The organism is Pseudomonas sp. NFACC56-3 (assembly GCF_900100025.1).
Lineage (GTDB): Bacteria > Pseudomonadota > Gammaproteobacteria > Pseudomonadales > Pseudomonadaceae > Aquipseudomonas > Aquipseudomonas fluorescens_AA.
Genome location: NZ_FMTK01000013.1, coordinates 152,037 through 167,270, shown reverse-complemented (window position 1 = coordinate 167,270; position 15,234 = coordinate 152,037). Strand labels below are relative to the sequence as shown.

Sequence of the window (15,234 nt, the reverse complement as noted above, 5' to 3'; positions counted from 1 at the left end):
GGTGCCCGTTTGCTCACGTCGTTTCAGCGTGGGGATTTCAGAAATGCCGATGCCTTCATCGCTTTTCTGGGGCTAGACCTGCGTATATCGGACTCAGGGAAAAAGAAGGGACGCCGCTGCCTGTCTAAGCGAGGTGACCCAGAGGCCCGTCGATTGATGCATAACGCCGCGATGTCGGCGAGGCGCACAGCGGCATGGAAGGGTTTTTATGAGGCACTAAGGGCCCGGGGACTCAGCACAACCGAAGCATTAGTAGCACTGGCCCGCAAGCTTGCCCGAGTGGTATTCGCCCTGCTGAAGAATCAGAGCGAATACTTACCGAAAGGCATTTAGGGGGTAGCCCTGCACCATAGAATCTCCCACAAGGGGTGGTCGTTTGGAGGGCTATCCCAACGCCTTGGCCAACCGCTTGGCCCGCGCCCCCGCCGCAAGCTCCATCACCCCTTTATCCCGCGTCCACATCTCGCGCCACACCGCAGGCCCGGCGGCCAGGGCAGCGTCGAGTTCGCCGTCGAGCCCTTGGAACTGGGCGAACAACCCGCCCAGCAGCACATGCCCGGCAGGACTGGAAGGGTTGTGGCGACTCACCTCCGCGCAGCCGGCCAGCAACGCCAGCAGGCGCAGTTGCAACACCTGGGGCCAGGCACATTCCTGCCCGACGCCATACAACCAGGCCGTCATCGCGCTGAGTACATAAAGGTCTTCCAGGGTGCGGAACGGCTTGACGTAGGCGTCCCAGCCATCACCGGCCAGCAACTCACACAGCGCGCCTTCGAGCCGCACGCGGCCATGGCTGATGTCCGGCATCAGGCCCATGGCGGGGAGTTTTTCCAGGGTCACGCCGGGCTCGCCCGCATAGGCCACGGCCAGGTTCAGCCGTGGCGTTTCGCCGGGCGCTTCGCTGCGAGCGGCAATCAACAGCCACTCGGCGGCGTCGCCAGCGGTGACGAAATCCTTGCGCCCGCTCAGGCGCAAGTCGTCGAGGCGGGTTTGCATATCCGCCGGGCGCAGGCTGCGTTGTTCGGTGGCGCACAAGGCGCCAAGGCTCTGGGGCGCGCTCGGCCAAAGCACCCGCAGCGCCGCCTGGTACCCCACCAGGAACGCCAGCCCCGGCGTGGCCATCGACCGAGCCCCGACCACGGCCAACTCGAACGGCGTCACCGGCCCCAGGCGTTGCAACAACGCGGCATAACCTTCAGCCAGGTCCGGATAAGTGGGCAGACGCTCGCCACGTTCGATCAGGGTGTGCCAGGGCATGAGAGGGGCTCCTTGAAGGCTGTCATATAAGCATCACCAAAGCTTCATGGCGATGACACCGGGGCTACATAGCCTGACTTTGCACAACATGGCTGCATAAAGAAAGTCGACAGGCTGCAACTGAACAGCCCGCACGGAGATTCGCTATGACCCAGATCGCCCGCATCAGCGACACCGGCAATGAACGCCGCCTGCAAGCCGAACGCCTGATCGGCGCCCACGCCTTGCAAGAAGCCCAGGCCCTGCGCTTCAACGTCTTCAGCGGCGAATTCAACGCCAAGCTCAAAGGCGCGGAAGTGGGTCTGGACATGGATGACTATGATGTTCACTGCGCCCACATCGGCGTACGCGACCTGAACACCGGCCGCCTCGTGGCGACCACGCGCCTGCTCGACCACCAGGCCGCCAGCAGCCTGGGCCGGTTTTACAGCGAAGAAGAATTCAGCCTCCACGGCCTGGTCCATCTCAAGGGCCCGATTCTGGAAATCGGCCGTACCTGCGTCGACCCGGCCTACCGCAACGGCGGCACCATCGCGGTGCTCTGGGGCGAACTGGCCGAAGTCCTGAACGAAGGCGGCTACAGCTACCTGATGGGCTGCGCGAGCATTCCGATGCAGGATGGCGGCATCCAGGCCCAGGCAATCATGCAGCGCCTGCGCGAACGCTACCTGTGCACCGAACACCTGCAAGCCGTGCCGAAAAAACCATTGCCGACCCTGGACGTGCCGTCCAACGTGATCGCCGAAATGCCACCGCTGCTCAAGGCCTACATGCGCCTGGGCGCGAAAATTTGCGGCGAGCCGTGCTGGGACGAGGACTTCCAGGTGGCCGACGTGTTCATCCTGCTCAAGCGCGACGAACTCTGCCCGCGCTATGCCCGCCACTTCAAGGCAGCCGTGTGATGAGCCGGCTACGGGTGTACGCGCGTATCGCGCGAGTCTTGCTGGTGGTGACCCTGGGCCTGAGCATGGCCAGCGTGTTCGGCCTGTTCGAACGCCTGGGGGTTGCCAACTCGATGGTCCGCCGCCAGCGCTGGTCGCGGTTCTTCATGGCGCGGCTGAGCCACGCCCTGCCCTTTTCAGTCACCGTCCATGGTCAACTGCCGCAACGGCCGATGCTGTGGGTCAGTAACCATGTGTCCTGGACCGACATCCCGTTGCTGGGCATGCTCACGCCGATGTCATTCCTGTCCAAGGCCGAAGTGCGCACCTGGCCGGTGGCCGGGTGGCTGGCCGCCAAGGCCGGTAGCCTGTTTATCCGGCGCGGGTCGGGTGACAGCCAACTGATCCGCAAACAAATGAGCCGCCACCTGGAACAGGCCCATCCGCTGCTGATGTTCCCGGAAGGCACCACCACCGATGGCCGATCCCTGCGTACCTTCCACGGTCGCTTGTTGTCGGCGGCCATCGATGCCGATGTCGCATTGCAGCCGGTGGCGATCCGTTACCTGCGCAACGGTGAGCCGGATTCGTTGGCACCGTTCATTGGCGATGATGATTTGCTGTCGCACCTGATGCGCCTGTTCGCCAATGATCGGGGCGACGTGCACATTCACCTGCTGCAACCCATCGCCTGCCACGGCCAGGAGCGCGCGGCACTGGCATTCCAGGCGCAACAGGCGGTGCACAAGGCGTTGTTCGGGACGATTCCCGAGAAACAGCAAGCGCCGATGCGGCCTGCCATCGCGGCTTGAACCGGATCTTGTGGAGATCCCTTGTGGGAGCGAGCTTGCTCGCGATAGCGGCTTAACATTCAGCAAATGAGCTGGCTGATAGACCGCTATCGCGAGCAAGCTCGCTCCCACAATTAGATCTGCGGCGTGACTTGGTTTTGGGCAAAATCCTGAAGCTGAGGGTAGAACAAGCCGAAGTCTTCGCTCAGCGGCTCATAAAGCTCGATCAACTCCGCCATCGCCCCGGCCAGTTCCTCGGGTCGCGACAGGCGGCGGGAAATGCCGCGCAGTACCTGACCCAGCACGTCGAATTCCCGATAAGACCCCAGCCAGTCATCCGCCGCCATATACGGCGCGATCTGTGCCAGGCGCCCTGGCAACTGCGGTTCGGTGCGCAGTATCTGGTAGACACGGGACGTGAAATCCACCAGCGGTCCTTCGCCGTACAACGCCCAGTCCCGGGCCAGGCAGTGGTCGAAAAACACGTCGAGCACGATCCCGGCATAGCGCCGTCGCACCGTGGAAAAACGCGACAGGGCAATGTCCACCAAGGGATGGCGGTCGGTGTACATGTCGATGCGCCGATGCAGGGCAATCGCCGCTTCGATCTGCGGATCGTACTGCCCTTGCAACGGCCCTTTGACGAAGTCGCCGTAGAGGCTGCCGAGCAGTTGTTCCCGGCCAGGGCCGCCGAGGTGCAGGTGCGCGAGATAATTCATGGCCCGCAGCTTAGCACCCCTGCGCCCATATCGTTATAACCCGATATAGCGATTTGTTCGGCATTCAGATCAAATCCATATTGGTGTATCGCGAAATAACGATTTAAGGTTCGCTCTATCGCGATATAGCGTTTTACTCACCCTGAGCTTGCCACCCATGACCCTCGACCTCGACGAAATAATAAAAGCCCTGGCGCACCCAGTACGGCGAGACATCCTCAACTGGCTCAAGGACCCCAAGGTCCAGTTCCCCGAGCAGTTGCACAACCACGAGTTCGGCATTTGCGCCGGGCAGATCGACCAGCGTTGCGGCCTGTCGCAATCCACGGTGTCTGCGCACTTGGCGGTGTTGCAACGGGCGGGGCTGATCACCAGCCAGAAGGTCGGTCAATGGCACTTCTTCAAACGCAACGAGGAAGTGATCCAGCAGTTCCTCAAGCAAATGAGCCAAGAGCTCTGACTCGACAAGGACCCATCATGCCCCTCTCACTCCTGATCCTGGCCCTGAGCGCCTTCGCCATCGGCACCACCGAGTTCGTCATCATGGGCCTGTTGCCCGATGTGGCGGCCGACCTGGGCGTGTCGATTCCCGGCGCCGGCTGGCTGGTGACCGGCTACGCCCTGGGCGTGGCCATCGGTGCACCGTTCATGGCCCTGGCCACCGCCCGGCTGCCCCGCAAGGCCGCCCTGGTGGTGTTGATGGGGATTTTCATCGTCGGCAACCTGCTCTGCGCCATCGCCAGCGACTACAACGTGCTGATGTTCGCCCGGGTCGTCACCGCCCTGTGCCACGGCGCGTTCTTCGGTATCGGTTCGGTGGTGGCCGCCGGCCTGGTGGCGCCCAACAAGCGCGCCTCGGCCGTGGCCCTGATGTTCACCGGCCTGACCCTGGCCAACGTGCTCGGCGTACCGCTGGGCACCGCACTGGGCCAGGAAGCCGGCTGGCGCTCGACCTTCTGGGCCGTGACCGTCATCGGCGTGGTGGCACTGATCGGCCTGATCCGCTTCCTGCCGGCCAAACGCGATGAAGAAAAACTCGACATGCGCTCGGAACTGGTAGCGCTCAAAGGCGCCGGCCTGTGGTTGTCCCTGAGCATGACCGCGCTGTTCTCCGCCTCGGTGTTCACCCTGTTCACCTACGTCGCCCCGTTGCTGGGCGAAGTGACCGGCGTGTCGCCCCGTGGCGTGACCTGGACCCTGGTGCTGATCGGCCTGGGCCTGACCCTGGGCAACATCATCGGCGGCAAGCTGGCGGACAAGAGCCTGGCGAACACCCTGATGGGCGTCTTCCTCACCATGGCCGTGGTGTCCACCGTACTGAGCTGGACCAGCGTGGCGCTGATCCCCAGTGAAATCACCCTGTTCCTCTGGGCCACCGCCTGCTTCGCTGCCGTTCCGGCCCTGCAAGTCAACGTGGTGACCTTTGGCAAAGATGCACCCAACCTGGTGTCCACCCTGAACATCGGCGCCTTCAACATCGGCAACGCCCTGGGCGCCTGGGTCGGCGGCAGCGTCATCGACCATGGCCTGGGCCTGACCTCCGTGCCCCTGGCTGCCGGCGCGCTAGCCGTATTGGCGCTGCTGGTCACCCTGATCACTTTCCGCCAGGGCGGCAATGCCGACCTGGCCCCGGCCACTCATTGACTTTTAATCCTTCCACTTTCGAGGTTTTATCTTCATGGCGACTATTTTCGACCCCATCAAACTCGGCGACATCGAGCTGAAGAACCGCATCATCATGGCCCCACTCACCCGCTGCCGCGCCGACGCAGGCCGCGTCCCCAACGCGTTGATGGCCGAGTACTACGTGCAACGCGCCTCCGCCGGCCTGATCCTCAGCGAAGCCACTTCCGTCACGCCGATGGGCGTGGGCTACCCGGACACCCCGGGCATCTGGTCCAACGACCAAGTGCGCGGCTGGGCCAATATCACCAAGGCGATCCACGGCGCCGGCGGCAAGATCTTCCTGCAACTGTGGCACGTGGGCCGGATCTCCCATCCGTCGTACCTCAATGGCGAAACCCCGGTGGCGCCCAGCGCGATCCAGCCCAAGGGCCACGTGAGCCTGGTCCGTCCGCTGGCCGACTACCCGACGCCGCGCGCACTGGAAACCGCTGAAATCGCCGATATTGTCGACGCCTACCGTGTCGGTGCCGAGAATGCCAAGGCCGCTGGTTTCGACGGTGTGGAAATCCATGGCGCCAACGGCTACCTGCTCGACCAGTTCCTGCAAAGCAGCACCAACCAGCGCACCGACCAGTACGGCGGTTCCCTGGAAAACCGTGCCCGCCTGCTGCTGGAAGTGACCGACGCAGCCATTGAAGTCTGGGGCGCCGGCCGAGTGGGCGTGCACCTGGCACCACGGGCGGACTCCCATGACATGGGCGACGAAAACCGTCTGGAGACGTTCAGCTACGTGGCCCGTGAACTGGGCAAGCGCGGCATCGCCTTCATCTGCTCCCGTGAGAAAGAAGGCGATGACAGCATCGGTCCGCAACTCAAGCAAGCCTTCGGCGGCCCGTACATCGCCAACGAACGCTTCACCAAGGACAGCGCCAACGCCTGGCTGGCGGCTGGCAAGGCTGACGCGGTCGCCTTCGGGGTTCCGTTCATTGCCAACCCGGACTTGCCGGCACGCCTGAAGGCCAATGCACCGTTGAACGAGCCGCATCCTGAAACGTTCTATGGAAAAGGCCCAGTGGGGTACATTGATTATCCCGTAATGTAAGCTCGCACCAGCCTCTCTATAAAAAAGCCCCGACTCGAAAGAGCCGGGGCTTTTTTATACCCGCAAAACTTCAACCACACTCAGTCATCGCGAACAGCAACATTAAATAACAAGGCAACTTTCATCCGGCATGGATTCAATCACGCAACGGCGCTAATAATAACACCCGAACGCACCACTCACTTAAACAAAGGACTGAAACTTACAGCTCATTCAACCCCATACTAAGAACTTGAACACTCCGGCAACACTAACTAACCAAACACCATCAGTTTGCAGGCGAACGCCAGCGAGCCGTGTATTTATGAGAGATGCCTCACCATGAACATCCTGAAAAACTTCATTATCGCTCTCCTGCTGGGCCCCGCCATGGTTGCCCACAGCCAGGCCAATACCGAAGTGACCGTGGAGATTGCCAATAACACCCGCGGCACAATGAAAATGAACAACTTGTTAACCGACCCACCCCTGGCCGAGGATTTCTCCTTGAGCGCCCATGACATCGATCCGAAATCAACTTATAGATTCCATATCGAGCACTTCAGGGATTACACCTACCCCGGACCTGGCTGGCGCCCGACATTAAAAAAAGTCAAACCTGTCGAACTGGTCCTTAATTATGAAATGAGCCATTTCAACTTTGAATGTCAAATGCACACGCGCTTGCAGGTCTCCATCGTGCCTGGCGCTTTGGAACCCAGCTATAAGCCGACGTGGAAGAGCAACACGACTTACACCGGCAATGGCGAATACACGTGCCGCTCGGAAATTTCCCGGAAGATGCTTGAGCCCCCCTTCAACTACACCGTTCGCCTCATTATCGAACCAGGTCGGTGAGCCTGCGGCCCCGCCAAGACATTGACATGAGCCTGCGGTTCTCCCGCAAGCTGACTCCGTGGGGATCGGGAGCCGACGGAGTCGCTGCCGGTCACGAAACAAATCCCCTACAAAATTTGTTCATGATTGCCTTTCAACCACGACAGCATTCAGTTTATAAAAGCTATTTCGAACACTTGTCACGAAACAAGCTGAAGCAATTACTCATTTTGTTTCATTTGCGCAGGCTAGGGCTCAGGCGCAGCATGTCCAGCCCGATATCCACCCAGCGCTCAGCCTCACCGGCCAGGGGGAAGCTATCGGGGGCCAGCAGCCACTGATAAAGAATACCGTCGACATAGGCATGCAGGGCAATCGCCGCCCTTTCCGGCTCCAGGTCCGCCGGTAGCTGGCCGCGATTCATCGCATTGCGCAACGACAAGGCAATACGCACATTACAGTCGAGACTGACTTGGCGCCGCTGCTGGCGCAGGTCGCACATTTCATCGGTGAATTCACACTTATGGAACAGAATCTCATTAATGCGTCGGGTCTTCGGGTCCAGGGCAACTTGTTGAAACAATTGCACCAGCAGCTTGCGCGTACAGCCCAGCGGGTCAAGCTCCTCTTCATTCTCACTGGCGCGGGCCAAGTCATCGAGCGGCTCATGCAGGGTATCGAGCATGGCCTGGAGCAGGTCCGCCTTGTTGCTGAAATGCCAATAGATGGCACCGCGCGTCACGCCGGCCAGCGTCGCGATATCCGCCAGAGTGGTGCGGGCCACGCCTCGCTCGAAGAACGCCTTTTCGGCCGCTTCGACTATCTGGCTGCGAGTCTCCTGGGCTTCCTCTTTGGTACGACGGACCATGGCAGTAAACACCTCAATCAGGATTGCGTCAGCAATGCGTAAGAATCAGCAGAACAACATATGAGGCGACGTCGCTTGAAGCGCGTCCCCGATCTACTCGTGCCCTTTGTCAGGCTTTTGTAAATCCGGATATTACGCAATTTGGCTGTTTACAAACAACCGTGTACGTAAGTATATTTCTTAGCATCCTACTAATTGAATTACTGCTGCTTTTTACCTTCCACCTTCGAGTGCGCCCCCTTGCGCGCCTGGACCCGAGGATTTCCATGCAATTCAAGCCAGCTGTTACTGCTCTGGTTACCGCCATCGCCCTGGCATCGCTGCTCAGCGGATGCAAAAAGGAAGAGGCTGCACCTGCAGCGCCCCCTCCTCAGGTCGGCGTCGTAACCCTCAAGACCCAGCCCTTCACCTTGACCTCGGAACTGCCGGGCCGCACCAGCGCGTTCCGCGTCGCCGAAGTACGGCCACAGGTCAACGGCATCATTCTCAAGCGCCTGTTCAAGGAAGGCGCCGACGTCAAGGCCGGCCAGCAGCTGTACCAGATCGACCCTGCGGTCTACGAAGCGACCCTCAAGAGCGCCGAGGCCAACCTGCGCTCCACCAAGTCGATTGCCGACCGCTATAAACAGCTGGTGGATGAACAGGCGGTAAGCCGTCAGGAATACGATACCGCCGTGGCCAATCGCCTGGAATCGGAAGCCAACCTGCAGACCGCTCAGATCAACGTGCGCTACACCAAGGTCTACGCACCGATTTCCGGTCGCATCGGCCGCTCCTCGGTCACCGAGGGTGCGCTGGTGAGCAACGGCCAGACTGATGCCCTGGCGACCATTCAGCAACTGGACCCGATCTATGTCGACGTGACGCAGAGCTCGGTCGAGCTGCTGCAACTGCGCCGCGAACTGGAAAGCGGCCGTTTGCAAAAGGCCGGCGAGAACGCGGCCATGGTCAAGCTGACCCTGGAAGACGGCAGCCAGTATCCGCACGAAGGCAAGTTGGAATTTTCTGAAGTGTCGGTTGACCAGACCACCGGCTCCGTGACTTTGCGCGCCGTGTTCCCCAACCCTGATCACACCCTGCTGCCGGGCATGTTCGTCCACGCGCAATTGCAGGCCGGTGTGAACAGCGCGGCGATCCTGGCACCGCAGCAAGGCGTGACCCGCGACCTCAAGGGCACCCCAACCGCCCTGGTGGTGGGTGCGGACAACAAGGTCGAGCTGCGCCAGCTCAAGGCCAGCCGCACCGTCGGCAGCCAGTGGCTGATCGAAGACGGGCTCAAGGCCGGCGATCGCCTGATCACCGAAGGGTTGCAGTTCGTCCGCCCTGGCGTGGTAGTCAACGCCACCGAGGCCACCAACGTTGGCACCAAGAACCCGGCCCCCGCAAAGGCAGCTGATACAGCCGCCGGCGGCAAAGGGGAGTAAACCATGTCGAAATTTTTTATCGACCGTCCGATTTTCGCCTGGGTGATCGCCCTGGTGATCATGCTGGTCGGGGCCCTTTCGATCCTCAAGTTGCCGATCAACCAGTACCCGAGCATCGCGCCGCCGGCCATTGCGATTCAAGTGACCTACCCGGGTGCGTCCGCGCAAACCGTGCAGGACACCGTGGTGCAGGTGATCGAGCAACAGCTCAACGGTATCGACAACCTGCGTTATGTGTCCTCGGAAAGTAACTCCGACGGCAGCATGACCATTACCGCGACCTTCGAGCAGGGCACCAACTCCGATACCGCCCAGGTCCAGGTCCAGAACAAGCTGAACCTCGCCACTCCATTGCTGCCGCAAGAAGTGCAGCAGCAGGGCATCCGCGTCACCAAGTCAGTGCGAAACTTCCTGATGGTGATCGGCGTGGTGTCGCGTGACGGCAGCATGACCCGGGAAGACCTGTCCAACTACATCGTGTCCAACATGCAGGACCCGATCTCGCGTACTGCCGGTGTCGGTGACTTCCAGGTCTTCGGCGCCCAGTACGCCATGCGGATCTGGCTCGACCCGGCCAAGCTGAACAACTTCAACCTGACCCCGGTGGATGTGAGCACGGCCATTTCCGCGCAGAACGTCCAGATCGCCTCCGGCCAGCTCGGCGGCCTGCCTGCCGTGCCCGGCCAGCAACTGAACGCCACCATCATCGGCAAGACCCGCCTGCAGACCGCCGAGCAGTTCAAGGCCATCTTGCTCAAGGTCAATCCGGACGGCTCGCAAGTGCGTGTCGGCGACGTGGCGGATGTGGCCCTCGGCGGTGAAAACTACAGCATCAACGCCCAGTTCAACGGTGCCCCGGCTTCCGGTCTGGCGGTGAGGCTCGCCACCGGCGCCAACGCCCTCGACACGGCCAAGGCCCTGCGCAAGACCGTCGACGACCTCAAGCCATTCTTCCCGCAAGGCCTGGAAGTGGTGTTCCCGTACGACACCACCCCGGTGGTGAGCGAGTCGATCAAGGGCGTGGTGGAGACCCTGGTCGAAGCGGTCGTGCTGGTGTTCCTGGTGATGTTCCTGTTCCTGCAGAACTTCCGCGCCACCATCATCACCACGATGACCGTGCCGGTGGTACTGCTGGGCACCTTCGGGATCCTCGCGGCATTCGGCTTCAGCATCAACACCCTGACCATGTTCGGCATGGTGCTGGCCATCGGCTTGCTGGTGGACGACGCCATCGTCGTGGTGGAAAACGTCGAACGGGTGATGAGCGAAGAAGGCCTGTCGCCCAAGGAAGCCACCAAGAAATCCATGGGGCAGATCCAGGGGGCCTTGGTGGGTATCGCCCTGGTGCTCTCGGCGGTACTGCTGCCGATGGCGTTCTTCGGCGGCTCCACCGGTGTGATCTACAAGCAGTTCTCCATCACCATCGTCTCGGCCATGGCCCTGTCGGTACTGGTAGCCCTGATCTTCACCCCGGCCCTGTGCGCCACCATGCTCAAGGCCATTCCGAAAGGCGAGCACGGCACGCCGAAACGCGGCTTCTTCGGCTGGTTCAACCGCACCTTCGACCGTGGCGTCAAGAGCTACGAACGTGGCGTGGGCAACATGCTCAAGCACAAGGCCCCGTACCTGCTGGTCTACGTGATCATCGTGGTCGGCATGGTCTGGCTGTTCACCCGCATCCCGACGGCGTTCCTGCCGGAAGAAGACCAGGGCGTGTTGTTTGCCCAGGTACAGACACCGGCCGGCTCCAGTGCCGAGCGCACCCAGGCGGTGGTGGACAATATGCGCGAGTTCCTACTGCGCCCCAGCAAGGACGGCGGCGAAGGCGACGGTGTGGCCTCGGTGTTCACCGTGACCGGCTTCAACTTCGCCGGTCGTGGCCAAAGCTCGGGCCTGGCGTTCATCATGCTCAAGCCGTGGGAAGAGCGTAACGCTGACAACACCGTGTTCAAGATCGCTGGCCGCGCCCAGCAACACTTCTTCACCTTCCGCGACGCCATGGTGTTCGCCTTCGCCCCGCCCGCGGTGATGGAACTGGGTAACGCCACCGGTTTCGACGTGTTCCTGCAGGACCGTGCCGGCATCGGCCACGACAAGCTGATGGAAGCCCGTAACCAGTTCCTCGGCATGGCGTCCCAGAGCAAGGTGCTGGCCCAGGTCCGTCCGAACGGTCTGAACGATGAACCGCAATACCAGTTGGAAATCGATGACGAGAAGGCCAGCGCGCTGGGCATCACGCTCTCGGAGATCAACAACACCCTGTCGATTGCACTGGGCAGTAACTATGTGAACGACTTCATCGACCGTGGTCGGGTGAAGCGGGTGTACGTCCAGGGCCAGCCGAACTCGCGCATGAGCCCCGAGGACCTGAAGAAGTGGTACGTGCGCAACAGCGCCGGGACCATGGTGCCGTTCTCTGCGTTCGCCAAGGGCGAGTGGGTCTACGGCTCGCCGAAACTGGCGCGTTACAACGGCGTGGAAGCGATGGAGATCCTCGGTACCCCGGCACCGGGTTATTCCACCGGTGAAGCCATGGCCGAAGTCGAAGCCATCGCCAAGAAGCTGCCGGCCGGCGTGGGTATTTCCTGGACGGGCCTGTCCTATGAGGAACGCCTCTCGGGTTCCCAAGCACCGGCGTTGTATGCCTTGTCGCTGCTGATGGTGTTCCTGTGCCTGGCGGCGCTGTATGAAAGCTGGTCGATTCCGATCGCGGTCATGCTCGTGGTGCCACTGGGGATCATCGGTGCCTTGATGGCCACCAGCTTGCGCGGCCTGTCCAACGATGTGTACTTCCAGGTGGGCCTGTTGACAACCATCGGCCTGGCGGCGAAAAACGCCATTCTGATCGTGGAATTCGCCAAGGAACTCCACGAACAAGGGCGAACGCTGGTGGAAGCCGCCATCGAAGCCTGTAGGATGCGTCTGCGGCCGATTATCATGACCTCGCTGGCATTCGTCCTCGGCGTGGTCCCGCTGGCGATTTCCACCGGCGCCGGCTCGGGCAGCCAGCACGCCATTGGTACCGGTGTAATCGGCGGCATGTTGACCGCTACCATCCTGGCGATTTTCTGGGTGCCCTTGTTCTTCGTGTCCGTGTCGTCGATAGGTCGCCGCAAAAATGCGGACCAGGACGATACTCCTGAAACTTCTAAAGAGGCTGGCCAATGAGCAAGTCGCTCCTCTCCCTGACCATCGCCGCCGTCGTGCTCAGCGGTTGCTCGCTGATCCCCGACTATCAGCGGCCCGAAGCACCGGTCGCGGCGCAATACCCGCAAGGGCCGGCCTACGAGGCAGCCAAGGCGCCCGGCCAGGCCGCCGCCGAGCAAGGCTGGAAGCAGTTTTTCCATGACCCGGCGTTGCAGCAGCTGATCCAGGTCGCCCTGGAAAACAACCGCGACCTGCGCGTCGCGGCGCTGAACATCGATGCCTACGCCGCGCAATACCGCATCCAGCGCGCTGACCTGTTCCCGGCGGTCTCGGCCACCGGTTCCGGCAGCCGCCAGCGCCTGCCGGCCCGGGCTTCGCAAAGCGGTGAAGCGTCCATCAGCAGTTCCTACTCGGCCACCCTGGGCATCAGCGCCTATGAACTGGACCTGTTCGGTCGGGTTCGCAGCCTGAGCGAGCAAGCGTTGCAAAGCTACTTCGCCACCGAAGAAGCCCGCCGCAGCACCCAGATCAGCCTGGTGGCCAACGTCGCCAATGCCTACCTGACCTGGCAGGCCGACAAGGAACTGCTCAAGCTGACCCAGGATACCCTCGGGGCCTATGAGCAAAGCTTCAAGCTGACCTCGCGCAGCGCCGAAGTCGGCGTGGCCTCGGCCCTGGACCTGAGCCAGGCGCGTACCGCTGTGGAAAACGCCCGTGTGCAACTGGCCCGCTACACTCGCCAGGTCGCCCAGGACGAAAACAATCTGACCCTGCTGCTGGGCACCGGCCTGCCGGCCAACCTGAACCCACAACCGTTGAGCGATGACCTGCTCAGCGAAGTGCCGGCCGGGTTGCCGTCGGACCTGCTGCAACGTCGTCCAGACATCCTCCAGGCCGAACGCAACCTGCTGGCCGCCAACGCCAGCATTGGCGCCGCGCGGGCCGCGTTCTTCCCGAGCATCAGCCTGACGGCCAACGCCGGCACCTTGAGCCCGGACCTGTCCGGCCTGTTCAAGGGCGGTTCGGGCACCTGGTCCTTCGCACCGCAAATCAACCTGCCCATCTTCAACGCCGGCAGCCTGCGGGCAAGCCTGGACTACGCCAAGATCCAGAAAGACATCAACGTCGCCAATTACGAGAAGTCGATTCAAACCGCGTTCCAGGAAGTCTCCGACGGCCTGGCCGCGCGCCAGACCTACAACGAACAGTTGCAGGCCCAGACCGACTTCGTCGCCGCCAACCAGGACTACTACCGCCTGGCCGAGCGTCGCTACCGCATCGGCGTCGACAGCAACCTGACCTTCCTCGATGCCCAGCGCCAGTTGTTCAGCGCACAACAGTCGCTGATCACCGATCGCCTTGCGCAACTGACCAGCGAGGTCAATTTGTACAAGGCACTGGGTGGTGGCTGGAATGCCGAGACGGGCAAGAACGAACCGGTGAAAGAAGAAGCGCCGAAGATGAAGTTGTTCTGATGGATGCCTGACCGCTGAAACACGAAGCCCACCGGAAGGTGGGCTTTTTTGTTTGTGCCTGCTTCAACTCCGACTTGGCGAACGCGGGTCGACGATATCCAGCGCACGATTGGCCAACAACTCACTCAATTCAATCATCTGCGCCACGCCTAGCGCGACATGCCGCCGAGAACCCTCCAACTCGAACGCCAAGTCACTGACCATGGCATTGGCGGAGGCCAGGGTTTCGCTGAGATTGGCCAGGAGACACTCCGTGTCGATGGTATCGATGACGGTGAAGACTTGTGTTGAGGTTTTGGGTTTGGGATCAGGGTGAGTGCCCAGATGGTAATCGAGTGCCCGGTCTGCGGCCTCTTGGAGCTTTTCTGGATCGGGGTCGTTGTAGGGGAAAGTGCTCTCTGATGGCGAAGAAGGATGATGTTTTTTCATAACGGCGCTCCTGAATCAATTGGAGCCCGAGACGTGGGCCCGGGCGCTGGCGCCTAACGAATTCGGCGGGCTTGCAGACCCGGTCGCTGGATTGGCAGCGACCCAAACAAGCTAGAGATTCCGCTTCCGAGCAGCAACCTTAAAACCTCGTCGGAAAAATCGCCGCGTCTGTCAGACCGGCCATGAGTCCTGTGGGAGCGAGCTTGCTCGCGATGGCGGCCTTACGGCCAGAAAATTGTTGATCGAGTACATATCCATTCCTGCGGTAACGGCTACTTAGGGTTCCGCCCTGACGGCGGCTCACTTTCGAAGAGCGCGAAAGTAAGCAAAGCGCTTTTGCCCCACCACTCGGTGCCTCGCCTAGGCTCGGCATGCCTGAACGCAGGCATTGCTCCGTGGGCCGCCGCGAAGGGCCATCCATGGCCCAGCGCGGCTAACCCGGCATCCATGCCGGGTTGCCCACTGCGCAATACCTTCGTTCAGCCAGCGTGGTTAACGGGGCGCCAAGATCAACGTCCACCGCGAGGCGGCCTAGTAGCCGACCTGGTTCTTGGTAGGACCGCGTTTTCCCTGTGGGAGCGGGCTTGCTCGCGAAGAGGCCGGAGCATTCAACATCTCCAACGACTGTGCCATCGTCTTCGCGAGCAAGCTCGCACACATTGGCTCAGTGACGACCTATGGATTTGCGGGCACCGCAAA

At 61.5% G+C, this 15,234-nt stretch carries 14 protein-coding genes; 10 read left to right on the top strand and 4 right to left on the bottom strand.

Annotated features, from left to right (window positions below):
• Nucleotides 1–333: transposase (locus BLO80_RS18565; RefSeq protein WP_139197042.1), on the top strand; the 333-nt coding region annotated here is incomplete at its 5' end.
• A 51-nt stretch (nucleotides 334–384) separates the two neighbouring features.
• On the opposite strand, the gene BLO80_RS18560 is transcribed toward BLO80_RS18565, so the two are convergent.
• Nucleotides 385–1,257 carry an acyl-CoA dehydrogenase middle domain-containing protein gene (locus BLO80_RS18560; RefSeq protein WP_092329003.1) on the bottom strand — a complete coding sequence of 291 codons (873 nt, stop codon included), beginning with the start codon at nucleotides 1,255–1,257 and terminating at the stop codon, nucleotides 385–387.
• Nucleotides 1,258–1,403: 146 nt separating this feature from the next.
• Between BLO80_RS18560 and olsB the strand changes: the two genes are divergently transcribed.
• Both olsB and BLO80_RS18550 read left to right on the top strand, forming a co-directional pair.
• The gene (gene olsB / locus BLO80_RS18555) at nucleotides 1,404–2,159 is read left to right on the top strand and encodes an L-ornithine N(alpha)-acyltransferase (RefSeq protein ID WP_092204386.1); all 756 of its coding nucleotides are present in this window, start codon (nucleotides 1,404–1,406) and stop codon (nucleotides 2,157–2,159) included.
• Nucleotides 2,159–2,950 carry a lysophospholipid acyltransferase family protein gene (locus BLO80_RS18550; RefSeq protein WP_092329005.1) on the top strand — a complete coding sequence of 264 codons (792 nt, stop codon included), beginning with the start codon at nucleotides 2,159–2,161 and terminating at the stop codon, nucleotides 2,948–2,950. Before olsB ends, BLO80_RS18550 begins: the two co-directional genes overlap by 1 nt.
• A 113-nt stretch (nucleotides 2,951–3,063) precedes the next feature.
• Here the strand turns inward: BLO80_RS18550 and BLO80_RS18545 are convergent, their stop codons facing one another.
• Entirely contained in the window at nucleotides 3,064–3,648 is a 585-nt protein-coding gene (locus tag BLO80_RS18545) for an acyl carrier protein phosphodiesterase (protein WP_092204384.1), read from the bottom strand.
• A gap of 157 nt (nucleotides 3,649–3,805) precedes the next feature.
• Here BLO80_RS18545 and BLO80_RS18540 point away from each other — a divergent pair, with 157 nt between their 5' ends.
• The 4 genes from BLO80_RS18540 (at nucleotide 3,806) to BLO80_RS18525 (ending at nucleotide 7,213) form a co-directional block, all read left to right on the top strand.
• Nucleotides 3,806–4,108 carry an ArsR/SmtB family transcription factor gene (locus BLO80_RS18540; RefSeq protein WP_003198672.1) on the top strand — a complete coding sequence of 101 codons (303 nt, stop codon included), beginning with the start codon at nucleotides 3,806–3,808 and terminating at the stop codon, nucleotides 4,106–4,108.
• 17 nt (nucleotides 4,109–4,125) lie between these two features.
• Nucleotides 4,126–5,292 (top strand): MFS transporter, encoded by a 1,167-nt coding sequence (locus BLO80_RS18535; RefSeq protein ID WP_092329007.1) that lies wholly within the window; start codon nucleotides 4,126–4,128, stop codon nucleotides 5,290–5,292.
• Nucleotides 5,293–5,326: 34 nt separating this feature from the next.
• The gene (locus BLO80_RS18530) at nucleotides 5,327–6,376 is read left to right on the top strand and encodes an alkene reductase (RefSeq protein ID WP_092329009.1); all 1,050 of its coding nucleotides are present in this window, start codon (nucleotides 5,327–5,329) and stop codon (nucleotides 6,374–6,376) included.
• A 321-nt stretch (nucleotides 6,377–6,697) separates the two neighbouring features.
• On the top strand, nucleotides 6,698–7,213 hold the full coding sequence (locus BLO80_RS18525; RefSeq protein WP_092329011.1) for a hypothetical protein: 516 nt from the start codon (nucleotides 6,698–6,700) through the stop codon (nucleotides 7,211–7,213).
• Between the two features lie 214 nt (nucleotides 7,214–7,427).
• Here BLO80_RS18525 and BLO80_RS18520 read toward each other — a convergent pair whose 3' ends face one another.
• Complete coding sequence (locus tag BLO80_RS18520; RefSeq protein ID WP_060738814.1) at nucleotides 7,428–8,060, bottom strand: TetR family transcriptional regulator; 633 nt, start codon at nucleotides 8,058–8,060, stop codon at nucleotides 7,428–7,430.
• A gap of 266 nt (nucleotides 8,061–8,326) precedes the next feature.
• Between BLO80_RS18520 and BLO80_RS18515 the strand changes: the two genes are divergently transcribed.
• From BLO80_RS18515 to adeC, 3 genes are read left to right on the top strand one after another with little or no spacing between them, the layout of a single operon-like run.
• Nucleotides 8,327–9,484: an efflux RND transporter periplasmic adaptor subunit gene (locus BLO80_RS18515; protein WP_139197040.1), complete on the top strand. Its 1,158-nt coding sequence runs from the start codon at nucleotides 8,327–8,329 to the stop codon at nucleotides 9,482–9,484.
• Nucleotides 9,485–9,487: 3 nt separating this feature from the next.
• Nucleotides 9,488–12,652 (top strand): efflux RND transporter permease subunit EmhB, encoded by a 3,165-nt coding sequence (gene emhB, locus BLO80_RS18510; RefSeq protein WP_092329013.1) that lies wholly within the window; start codon nucleotides 9,488–9,490, stop codon nucleotides 12,650–12,652.
• Nucleotides 12,649–14,106 (top strand): AdeC/AdeK/OprM family multidrug efflux complex outer membrane factor, encoded by a 1,458-nt coding sequence (gene adeC, locus BLO80_RS18505; RefSeq protein WP_092329015.1) that lies wholly within the window; start codon nucleotides 12,649–12,651, stop codon nucleotides 14,104–14,106. Before emhB ends, adeC begins: the two co-directional genes overlap by 4 nt.
• A gap of 63 nt (nucleotides 14,107–14,169) precedes the next feature.
• On the opposite strand, the gene BLO80_RS18500 is transcribed toward adeC, so the two are convergent.
• Nucleotides 14,170–14,535 carry a DUF6124 family protein gene (locus BLO80_RS18500; RefSeq protein WP_092329017.1) on the bottom strand — a complete coding sequence of 122 codons (366 nt, stop codon included), beginning with the start codon at nucleotides 14,533–14,535 and terminating at the stop codon, nucleotides 14,170–14,172.
• Nucleotides 14,536–15,234: the final 699 nt, after the last annotated feature.

What these genes read in the sequence shown, in the direction of transcription:
- BLO80_RS18560 (WP_092329003.1), bottom strand. Translation starts at nt 1,257, where the DNA reads ATGCCCTGGCACACCCTGATCGAACGTGGCGAGCGTCTGCCCACTTAT.
- olsB (WP_092204386.1), top strand. Translation starts at nt 1,404, where the DNA reads ATGACCCAGATCGCCCGCATCAGCGACACCGGCAATGAACGCCGCCTG.
- BLO80_RS18550 (WP_092329005.1), top strand. Translation starts at nt 2,159, where the DNA reads ATGAGCCGGCTACGGGTGTACGCGCGTATCGCGCGAGTCTTGCTGGTG.
- BLO80_RS18545 (WP_092204384.1), bottom strand. Translation starts at nt 3,648, where the DNA reads ATGAATTATCTCGCGCACCTGCACCTCGGCGGCCCTGGCCGGGAACAA.
- BLO80_RS18540 (WP_003198672.1), top strand. Translation starts at nt 3,806, where the DNA reads ATGACCCTCGACCTCGACGAAATAATAAAAGCCCTGGCGCACCCAGTA.
- BLO80_RS18535 (WP_092329007.1), top strand. Translation starts at nt 4,126, where the DNA reads ATGCCCCTCTCACTCCTGATCCTGGCCCTGAGCGCCTTCGCCATCGGC.
- BLO80_RS18530 (WP_092329009.1), top strand. Translation starts at nt 5,327, where the DNA reads ATGGCGACTATTTTCGACCCCATCAAACTCGGCGACATCGAGCTGAAG.
- BLO80_RS18525 (WP_092329011.1), top strand. Translation starts at nt 6,698, where the DNA reads ATGAACATCCTGAAAAACTTCATTATCGCTCTCCTGCTGGGCCCCGCC.
- BLO80_RS18520 (WP_060738814.1), bottom strand. Translation starts at nt 8,060, where the DNA reads ATGGTCCGTCGTACCAAAGAGGAAGCCCAGGAGACTCGCAGCCAGATA.
- BLO80_RS18515 (WP_139197040.1), top strand. Translation starts at nt 8,327, where the DNA reads ATGCAATTCAAGCCAGCTGTTACTGCTCTGGTTACCGCCATCGCCCTG.
- emhB (WP_092329013.1), top strand. Translation starts at nt 9,488, where the DNA reads ATGTCGAAATTTTTTATCGACCGTCCGATTTTCGCCTGGGTGATCGCC.
- adeC (WP_092329015.1), top strand. Translation starts at nt 12,649, where the DNA reads ATGAGCAAGTCGCTCCTCTCCCTGACCATCGCCGCCGTCGTGCTCAGC.
- BLO80_RS18500 (WP_092329017.1), bottom strand. Translation starts at nt 14,535, where the DNA reads ATGAAAAAACATCATCCTTCTTCGCCATCAGAGAGCACTTTCCCCTAC.